1 protein-coding gene is annotated in these 1,379 nt (G+C 74.4%); it reads right to left on the minus strand.

Annotated features, from left to right (window positions below):
* Positions 1-1,350: condensation domain-containing protein (locus JNW98_RS35625; protein WP_223772392.1), on the minus strand; the 1,350-nt coding region annotated here is incomplete at its 3' end.
* Positions 1,351-1,379: the final 29 nt, after the last annotated feature.

Genomic DNA, 1,379 nt, shown 5'->3' on the forward strand with positions numbered 1-1,379 from the left:
CGCCTCGTCCAGCTCCCGGTACGTCCACGACCGGCCCTCGAAGACCAGCGCGACGGAGTCGGGGCGGCGGCGCACCTGCTCGGTGAACATCCCCGGGATCGACGGGTCGTCGGCCGGCTCGGACAGCACCTTCCGCGCGCCCAGGACGTCCAGCCGCGCCCGTTCCCGCTCGTCCAGCAGGTCGAGCGACAGCACCGGGCGGTCCGGGTCGGCGAGCAGCGTCGTGAGCACCCGCCGCCAGCGGGCGACGAGCCGCTCGACGGTCTCCGCGTCGTACACGTCGGTGCGGTACTCCACCACGCCGCCGATGCCCGCCGGGCGCCCCGCGTCGTCCACCCGCTCGCGGAGGCTGAAGGTCAAATCCATGCGCGCGGTCAGGGTGTCCGCGCGCAGCGGGGTGATCTCCAGGCCGGGCAGGGAGAGTTCGGGGAGCGTGACGTTCTGCCAGGCGAACAGCACCTGGACCAGGGGGTGGTGGGCCTGGGTGCGGACCGGGTTGAGGCGGTCCACCAGGGCGTCGAAGGGCACGTCCTGGTGGGCGAACGCGTCGAGGCTGCGCTCGCGGACCTGTGCCAGCACGTCGCCGAAGCCCGCCTCGCTCGCGACCTGGGTGCGCAGCACCAGCGTGTTGACGAAGAACCCGACCATGTCCTCGAACTCGGTGCGGCCCCGGCCCGCCGTCGGCACGCCGAACGCCACGTCCTGGCTGCCGCTCAGCCGCGACAGCAGCACCGACAGCGCCGCCGACATCACCATGAACGTCGTCGCGTTGTACTCCCGTGCCGTGCGCCGCACGAGCTCCTGAAGCTCCGCGGGCCACTCGACGACCACCTGGGCACCCCGGTGGTCGGCGACGGGCGGGTGCGGACGGTCGGTGGGCAGCTCCAGCAGCCCCTCGAAACCGTCGAGCTCCCGCTCCCAGAAGGCCGCCTGCCGGCCGAGCCGGCCGTCCGGGTCGGCCTCGTCGCCGAGGAGGTCGTGCTGCCACAGCGTGAAGTCGGCGTACTGCGCCACCGGCGCCGGCCAGGCGGGCTCCGCCGCCGCGGCGCGGGCCCGGTAGGCGGTGAGCAGGTCGCGGACCAGCGGCGCCAGGGACGAACCGTCGCCCGCGATGTGGTGCACCACCAGCGCGAGCCGGTGCTCACCGGCCGACCGCCGGAACAGCCGCGCGCGGAACGGGATGTCGGCCGCCAGGTCGAAGCAGTGCCGCGTGACCGCGCCGACCGCCTCCTCCAGCCGCTCGTCCGTCCAGGCGGTCGCGTCGACGACGTCCCAGCCGAAGTCCGCCCCGGCCGCGTCGAGGATCCGCTGCTCGGGCACGCCGTCCACGGCCGGGAAGACGGTCCGCAGCGGTCAGGCGCAGCACCAGGGGGATGTTG

The organism is Streptomyces huiliensis (genome assembly GCF_020037025.1).
Lineage (GTDB): Bacteria > Actinomycetota > Actinomycetes > Streptomycetales > Streptomycetaceae > Streptomyces > Streptomyces huiliensis.